The organism is Sphingosinicella sp. (assembly GCF_052387495.1).
In the GTDB taxonomy this organism is placed as follows: Bacteria; Pseudomonadota; Alphaproteobacteria; order Sphingomonadales; family Sphingomonadaceae; genus Allosphingosinicella.
On sequence record NZ_JBQTJC010000005.1, the window covers coordinates 1 to 6,510 of the forward strand.

The 6,510-nt window shown below is 67.4% G+C and carries 11 protein-coding genes; 9 read left to right on the forward strand and 2 right to left on the reverse strand.

The genetic code is table 11. The features are described from left to right. The first annotated feature begins 62 nt into the window (after window positions 1-62). The 8 genes from ACT4N8_RS00335 to ACT4N8_RS00370 all read left to right on the forward strand — a co-directional run bounded on the left by ACT4N8_RS00335 (window position 63) and on the right by ACT4N8_RS00370 (window position 4,306). Window positions 63-500, forward strand: a complete 438-nt coding sequence (locus tag ACT4N8_RS00335; RefSeq protein ID WP_444856139.1) for an HPr kinase/phosphorylase — start codon at window positions 63-65, stop codon at window positions 498-500. Window positions 501-503: 3 nt separating this feature from the next. Next, on the forward strand, window positions 504-1,463 hold the full coding sequence (gene rapZ, locus ACT4N8_RS00340) for an RNase adapter RapZ (protein ID WP_444856140.1): 960 nt from the start codon (window positions 504-506) through the stop codon (window positions 1,461-1,463). Continuing rightward, window positions 1,464-1,871, forward strand: coding sequence for a PTS sugar transporter subunit IIA (locus ACT4N8_RS00345; RefSeq protein ID WP_444856141.1), 408 nt, complete (start codon window positions 1,464-1,466; stop codon window positions 1,869-1,871). A gap of 8 nt (window positions 1,872-1,879) precedes the next feature. Then, on the forward strand, window positions 1,880-2,140 hold the full coding sequence (locus ACT4N8_RS00350; protein ID WP_444856149.1) for an HPr family phosphocarrier protein: 261 nt from the start codon (window positions 1,880-1,882) through the stop codon (window positions 2,138-2,140). Between the two features lie 153 nt (window positions 2,141-2,293). Next, window positions 2,294-3,091, forward strand: coding sequence for a TrmH family RNA methyltransferase (locus ACT4N8_RS00355; RefSeq protein ID WP_444856142.1), 798 nt, complete (start codon window positions 2,294-2,296; stop codon window positions 3,089-3,091). Further along, window positions 3,088-3,414 carry a hypothetical protein gene (locus ACT4N8_RS00360; RefSeq protein WP_444856143.1) on the forward strand — a complete coding sequence of 109 codons (327 nt, stop codon included), beginning with the start codon at window positions 3,088-3,090 and terminating at the stop codon, window positions 3,412-3,414. Before ACT4N8_RS00355 ends, ACT4N8_RS00360 begins: the two co-directional genes overlap by 4 nt. A gap of 10 nt (window positions 3,415-3,424) precedes the next feature. Further along, window positions 3,425-3,598 carry a hypothetical protein gene (locus ACT4N8_RS00365; protein ID WP_444856144.1) on the forward strand — a complete coding sequence of 58 codons (174 nt, stop codon included), beginning with the start codon at window positions 3,425-3,427 and terminating at the stop codon, window positions 3,596-3,598. A 12-nt stretch (window positions 3,599-3,610) separates the two neighbouring features. Further along, complete coding sequence (locus tag ACT4N8_RS00370; RefSeq protein WP_444856145.1) at window positions 3,611-4,306, forward strand: META domain-containing protein; 696 nt, start codon at window positions 3,611-3,613, stop codon at window positions 4,304-4,306. 1 nt (window position 4,307) lies between these two features. Here ACT4N8_RS00370 and rmuC read toward each other — a convergent pair whose 3' ends face one another. Then, window positions 4,308-5,636 (reverse strand): DNA recombination protein RmuC, encoded by a 1,329-nt coding sequence (rmuC, locus tag ACT4N8_RS00375; protein WP_444856146.1) that lies wholly within the window; start codon window positions 5,634-5,636, stop codon window positions 4,308-4,310. A gap of 101 nt (window positions 5,637-5,737) precedes the next feature. On the opposite strand from rmuC, the gene ACT4N8_RS00380 reads away from it, so the two are divergent. After that, window positions 5,738-6,259 (forward strand): hypothetical protein, encoded by a 522-nt coding sequence (locus ACT4N8_RS00380; protein ID WP_444856147.1) that lies wholly within the window; start codon window positions 5,738-5,740, stop codon window positions 6,257-6,259. Here the strand turns inward: ACT4N8_RS00380 and ACT4N8_RS00385 are convergent. Then, on the reverse strand, window positions 6,219-6,510 hold a 292-nt coding region (locus tag ACT4N8_RS00385), incomplete at its 5' end, for a peptide deformylase (protein WP_444856148.1). The two genes, ACT4N8_RS00380 and ACT4N8_RS00385, sit on opposite strands and share 41 nt — an antisense overlap.

A 6,510-nucleotide genomic window follows, 5' to 3' on the forward strand; every position in this document is an offset into this window, starting at 1 on the left:
AGAACCGCCATGACGGACGCTCCGGCGCCCGCGTCGTGGTCCGCTGTCCGGGAGCCTGAACGATGAGCCAGCCGTCTTTGTCCTCCGAGACCCTGCATGTCAGCACGGTGGCGATCGGCGGCCGCGCCGTCCTGATCGGCGGCCGCTCCGGCCAGGGCAAATCCGACCTCGCCTTGCGCCTGATCGACCGCGGCGCGGCCCTGGTCAGCGACGATTACACCCATGTCCGCCGCGACGGCGAGAAGCTGCTCGCCAGCGCGCCCGCGAACATCGCCGGCAAGATCGAGGTGCGCGGCGTCGGGGTGATCGACAGCCCGGCCGAGAGCGACGTGCCGGTCGCCCTGTTCGTCGACCTGGACAACGCGCCCGAGCGGCTGCCCGAGCCGGGCGGGACGCTGAGCGTCGCCGGCATCGCCGTCCCGGTGGTGGCGCTGAGCGCGCTTGAGGCGTCGGCGCCGATCAAGGTAGAAGCCGCGCTGAGGCAATTCGGACTCTCCTGATCAGTGGCACGCCGCTCGGCTCCCAGACGGATATTGCTCGTCACCGGCCTTTCGGGCGCGGGCAAATCGACCGTGCTCGACACGCTCGAGGACATCGGCTGGGAGGTGGTCGACAATTTTCCCTTGTCGCTGCTCGACCATCTGCTCGCGACGCCGCTCCCGGCCGGGGCGGAGCAGGGGCGTTCGCTCGCGATCGGCCTCGACAGCCGCACCCGCGGCTTCAACGCGGAGCGGCTGGTCGGCCAAATCAAGCGGGTCGAAAAGGAGCACGGCCAGCCGCTCGAAACCCTGTTCCTCGATTGCCAGGCGCCCGAGCTCATCCGCCGCTATTCCGAGACCCGCCGCCGCCATCCGCTCGCCGCCGACCGTCCCGCCGCCGACGGCGTCGCCGAGGAGCGCGAGACGATGGCGCCGCTGAAGCGCTGGGCCGACTTCGTGATCGACACGACCGACAGCGGCGCCAATGCGCTGCGCCAGCAAATCCGCGACCGCTTCGGCCACGAGGAACACTCCCCGACTCTCTCGATCCAGTCCTTCGGTTTCGCGCGCGGGCTGCCGCGAAATGCGGACCTCGTCTTCGACATGCGCTTCCTCAGGAATCCGCATTGGGAGCCGAGGCTGCGCGAGCTGACCGGGCTCGATGCGCCGGTGGCGGCGCACATCGCCGAGGACGAGGCCTATGAGGATTCGGTCGCGCGGATCGAGGAGCTGTTGCTGACCTTGCTGCCGCGCTACCGGGCCGAAGGAAAATCCTATGTCTCGGTCGCGTTCGGCTGTACGGGCGGGCGCCACCGCTCGGTCCACGTGGCGGAGCGAGTCGCGGCACGGTTGCGCGAGGCGGGTTTTTCCCCCAGTCTGGACCATCGCGACCTCGCCACGCCGCCGCGCGACGGGATCGAGCGACTCCAGGGGGCGGGGGTCCCTACGGCGAACGAAAAGGCGGACGACGGCCAAGGTGAATAGATGATCGGTTTGGTGCTGGTGACGCACGGTCGGCTTGCGTCCGAATTCATTACCGCGATGGAGCATGTGGTCGGCCCGCAGGAGCGGATCGCGGCGATCAATATCGGCGCGGACGACAATATGGAGAAGCGCCGCAAGGACATCACCAAGGCGATCGCCAAGGTCGACGAGGGCGACGGCGTGATCATCCTCACCGACCTGTTCGGCGGCACCCCCTCCAACCTCGCGATCAGCCTGATGAAGAGCGAGAGCATCGAGGTGATCGCGGGCGTCATCCTGCCGATGCTGATCCGGCTGGAGGGCGCGAGGAAGGTGATGGACGTCCGCTCCGCGGTCGCCGCCGCGCGCGAGGCGGGGCGCAAATATATCTCCGTGGCCTCGGAAGTGCTGGGCGAGGCGGCTGCTTGAACGCGGTGATGCGCACGGTCGAGGTCCTCAACAAGCGCGGCCTCCATGCCCGCGCCAGCGCGAAATTCGTCACCCTCGCCTCCCAGATCGACGCCGCGATCGAGGTCGAGAAGGACGGCAGCAAGGTCTGCGGCACCTCGATCATGGGGCTGATGATGCTGGGCGCGGCGATGGGCGACACGATCACGATCAGCGCGACGGGGATGGGAGCGGAGCTGGCGGTCGAGCAGCTCGCTGCCCTGGTCGAGGCGCGCTTTCACGAGGAGTGAGATGGTGAGGCCCCTCGTCATCCCGGCCCTTCGGCTGCCTGCAAGGCAGGCGCTCAGGGTAAACTTCAGCCAAAGGCTGAAGGCCGGGATCTCAGCGGAAAGTGCCGTGCCTTCTTGTCCCGAGGCCCCGGCCTTCGCCGGGACGACGAGATAATGCCCCGCCAGGTCACCGCTTTCTCCAATCCGCTGGTCAAGCTGGCGCGGAGCTTGCGCGACAAGAAGCACCGCCGCCGCGAGGGGCTGTTTCTGGCCGAGGGGCTCCGCATCCTGACTGAGGCACGCGAGACGGGGCGGCTGCCCGAGCTGCTGTTCTTCAGCGATTCCTCGCACAAGCTGATCGCAAAGCTGATCGAGGAAACCGAGGCCGCGGGCGGCGAGGCGATCGAGACGACGAGCGACATCCTCCACAAGATTTCCGGCAAGGACAATCCGCAGACCGTGATCGGCGTCTATCGGCAGTTCGATACCGCGCTGGAAGCCATCGACCGCGCCGCCGCGCCTCTGTGGATCGTCGCCCAGGCGCTGCGCGATCCGGGCAATCTCGGCACCATCCTGAGGACCGGAGACGCGGTCGGCGCGGGCGGGCTGATCCTGATCGACGATTGCGCCGATCCCTTTTCGGTCGAGGCAGTGCGCGCCTCGATGGGGGCCTTGTTCACGCAGCGCATCGCCGCGGCGCGCTGGGAGACGTTCCTCCCCTGGCTGCGTTCAGGGCCGGGCCAGTTGATCGGGACCAGTCTCAATGCGACGACCGATTATCAGGCGGCGCGCTATGCCAAGCCCGCCTTCATTCTGGTCGGCAACGAGCAGGCGGGCCTGCCGCGCGCCTATGAAGCGGAGTGCGATGTGCTGGTGAAGCTGCCGATGCTGGGCAAGGCCGACAGCCTCAACGCCGCCGTGGCGACGGCGGTGATGGCCTATGAGGTCATCAACCAGTGGCGGCGGGCGTGAGCATTCTGCTGGCCTTGCTGGCCGCGGCGCAGACCGGGACGCCTTATACGGCGGACGGCGCTGAGCCGTTCTGGTCGCTGGAAATGGCGAACGGCCGAATGATCCACCGCTATGACGGCCGCGAGATCGACGTGCCCGCGCCGCGCGCGCGACGGATCGGGGCTGGACGGCGCTACACGACCGGGCGGCTGGTGGTGACGATCCGGCCCGAGCGCTGCGAGGACGAGAGCGAGCAGGTGCGCGCCGACCGGGTGGACGTCATCGCGGACGGGATCGCGTTCAGCGGCTGCGGCGGGCGCGTGCTGCGCGCGCCGCCCGAGTGAAGAAAGGGCGATGCGGCGATGGGCGATCGCACGAATGGCCTGTCCCGAGCCCGGCATGGGCCACGAACGCCGCGTGCTGGCGATCCTCGACGGCCCAGTGATGACGTCTAGGCCCGAGGAGGGCGACTGCCTGATCCTGACCGGCACGAACGGCTCGCTGCAGCTCAACCAAGTGATCAACTAGAGTCCCGGCGCAATGATCCTTGGCCTTATCGCGCTTGCGGCGGCCTGGCAGGCCGCAGTGCCCGAATCGGAAAGCTATCGCGTGGTGGGCGAGGATGCGCCCTGGACTCTGACCATCGCAGACGGGCGGCTGACCTATGAGGCGCCGGGGCAGCCCGCGATCTCGGAGCCCGCGCCCGCGCCCGAAGAGGAACAGGGCACGGTCTATTATCGGGCGGCGCGGATCGAAGCGAGCCCCATCCCCGGCGTGACCTGCCAGGCCAGCGACGGCCGGCGTTATACAGATTGGGTATTCGTCACCGTCGATGGGGAGCAGCTTGCGGGCTGTGGTGGGACGGAGTTGCCCGAAGGTTCGCTCGCGGGCACGAGCTGGCTGTTCGTCGAGATCGACGGCGAGGCGACCGAGCTGACCGGGGACTTGCTTCGCGACGATCGGTTCGCAATCGATTTCCATGTCGGCGGCTTCGTCGGCTATGGCGGCTGCAACCGATTCTCGGCTGGATATTCGCAAGACGAGGACGTCGTCACCACGCACGAACCTTGGGGTCGGGGCGCCCGGAACTGCGGGCATGCGGTAACTGGGCGCGAGACACGCCTGCTTGAGATCCTCGCCGCGCCGCTGCGGATCAGCCACCCGGATCCGGAGATGATGGTGTTAACCGGAGAGCGTGGAACCGTCCGGCTGAGGCGGGTGCGGACCGACGACTAAGTCAGTTCGGCTGCCCGTCGCCTTCGGTGGGGAAGAGCTTGGTGAGCGGACGGGGAGCGGTTTCGACGACGGGGAGCTCCTCGATCGCCTTGGCGCCGCTGGAGACTTCCAGCGTCTCGAAGCGCTTGGCCTGGGTCAGCACCTGGCTTTCGAGGCTGCCGACGAAGGCATTGTAGGCGCCGGTCGCGAGCTCGAGATTGCGACCCAGCCGCGCGACATGGCCGCCCATCGTGGCCAAGCGGGCGTGGAGCTCCTTGCCGAGCCGGGCGATCTCGGCCGCCTCCTCGGCGATCTTCTCCTGCCGCCAGACGCTGGAAACCGTGCGGGCGATGGCGACGAGATTGGTCGGGGTGGCGAGCAGGACGCGGCGCTCGAACGCCCAGGACCAGAGCGCGTCGTCCTGCTCGAGCGCGGCGGTGAGGAAATGCTCGCCGGGAATATACATGACGACATAGTCCGCGGCGTCGCCGAACTGCTCCCAATAATTCTTCGAGCCGAGCTGTTGGGCGTGAGTGCGGATCGAGGCGGCGTGCTTCTGGAGATGCGCCGCGCGGACGTCGTCGTCGGTCGCCTCGCTCGCGTCGAGGAAAGCGTTCAGCGAGCATTTGGCGTCGATGATGAGCTTGCGGCCGCCCGGGAGGCGGACGATCACGTCGGGACGGAGGCGGCCGTCCTGCGTGTCGATCGAGACCTCGGTCTGGAAGTCCGCATAAGGGGTTAGCCCGGCCTGTTCGAGCACGTTCTTAAGGCTCTGCTCGCCCCAACGGCCGCGTGCCTTGGGGCTGGAGCGGAGCGCGTTGACGAGGTTGCGGGTCTCGTCGCGGACCTGGGCGTGGCCGGCGTGGAGCAGGGTCACCGCCTCGCGCAGCGCCTCGTAGCTGCCGACCCGCTCCTTCTCGACCTTATTGAGGCCCTCCTCGTAGCGCTTCAAGGTCGCCTCGACCGGCTGGAGCAATGCCTTCAGCTGGGCGTCGCTCTTCTCGCTCGCCTGGTTGAAGCGGGCGTCGGCGCGTTCGAGAAACGCCTTTTGCGCCTCGCTCAGCAATTTGGCGCCGATCTCGTTGAACTGGGCGGAGAGCGCGTCCTTCGCCTCGCGCAATTCGGCCATCCGCGCCTCGAAATTGCGCGCATCGGCCTGGAGGCCGGAAAGGTCGCGCATGGCGTCGTCGCGCTCCTTCGTCACCTCGTTCAGAGTCAGGCGCAGCAATTCGGCCTGCTTCGCCCGCTCCTCGGCCAGCGCGCCCGCCCGTCCGCGCCCGACCAGCCAGCCGAGTGCGACGCCAGCGGCGAGCGCGGCGAAGGCGAGAAGGATGACGAGGATCGGGTCCATGCGCTTGTCCTTTGGAACGAAGCGCGAACCTAAAGCATGGACGAGGACCGCTCAAGCCGCCAAATCTTGTCCCGGTCCCCACACCGTGCGACACGACATCCATGACCGAGAAAGCGCAAGCTGCGGCGCTCGACTGGCTGGATCGGCCGGGGGTGGTGAAGCGGTTGATTTTCTTGGGCGGCGGATTGATGGCGCTGATTTTGCTTGGCGTCTGCGTGTTCGTCGATGTGCTTGGCTGGTTCTCCCGCAATCCGGTAGGCGTGCTGGCGGTGGCGGCTGCCCTTGTCAGCGCGCTTGCTTTGTCCGGCATTCGATATTTGTTCGATCGGATGAGGAGCCGATCCGGCCTGTCCCCCGCCGGATATGGCCGGATCACCTACGGCAGGGGTGTTTTTATGCTCGTCCAACTCGGGGCGACCGGCTGGTTGGCCGCCATAGCGCTCACAACCTGGGTACTCGACCTCGGCTGGCGAGTGCCGGCATTCCATGCGTTGATCTTCGTCATGGTCGGCAGCATGTTCATCGCGATGACGTTATCCGCCATCGCGCATATCGTGGAGATGGTCGGGAGCGCGCTGGGATTCAGGCCGCTCGTTTCGCCCCCTGGTCGCGGCGGGCCTTGACGAGCTTCTTCATGATCATGTCGCGCTTCAGGCGGGAGAGATGATCGATGAAGAGGATGCCGTTGAGATGGTCGATCTCGTGCTGGAGGCAGACCGCGAGGAGGCCGTCGATCCATTCCTCGCGCCGCGTGCCGTCGCGCTCCTGCCAGCGGGCGCGGACACGGTCGGGGCGGAGCACCTCGGCATATTGGTCCGGCACCGACAGGCAACCCTCATTGTAGGGGACCGTGACGTCCGAGGTTTCGAGGATC